Raw genomic sequence first — 421 nt, forward strand, 5'->3', positions numbered from 1 at the left:
AAACCTACAGGGCTATCTCAAGAACTTAGAGAGCGAAGACCAAAGCAAAGCCGCGGCTTTTAAACAAGCGATCATGCTCTTGGCTTCACCAAGTTCAATTGCCGTAGAAAGTAACGAAGACATCCACCTCAGTGCAGATGGACAGATCAACCAAATTGCACAAGGAAGCATTAACACCAGCACGCAAGACAGCATCATCGGACATGCCAGCAAAAAGATCAGCTTATTTGCAGCGCAAGAAGGGGCACGACTGTATGCAGGCAAAGGCAAGATTGAGATTCAAGCTCAAGGGGATGGTGCTGATCGGCTTTGTTGCACAAACCTATCTGGAAAGGGTTTTTCAGCGATATAATTTTCAAATGAAGAAGCCTACACACAAAATCTACCGCACAACCAATTGGCCCGCATATAACCGAGCACT

1 pseudogene is annotated in these 421 nt (G+C 46.1%); it reads left to right on the forward strand.

Going from position 1 to position 421, the window contains the following annotated elements:
- Positions 1–304, forward strand: a pseudogene (locus AC1M9D_RS14100) (DUF2345 domain-containing protein); the annotation flags it as partial.
- Between the last annotated feature and the right edge of the window lie 117 nt (positions 305–421).

The organism is Acinetobacter sp. ANC_7682 (assembly GCF_056779795.1).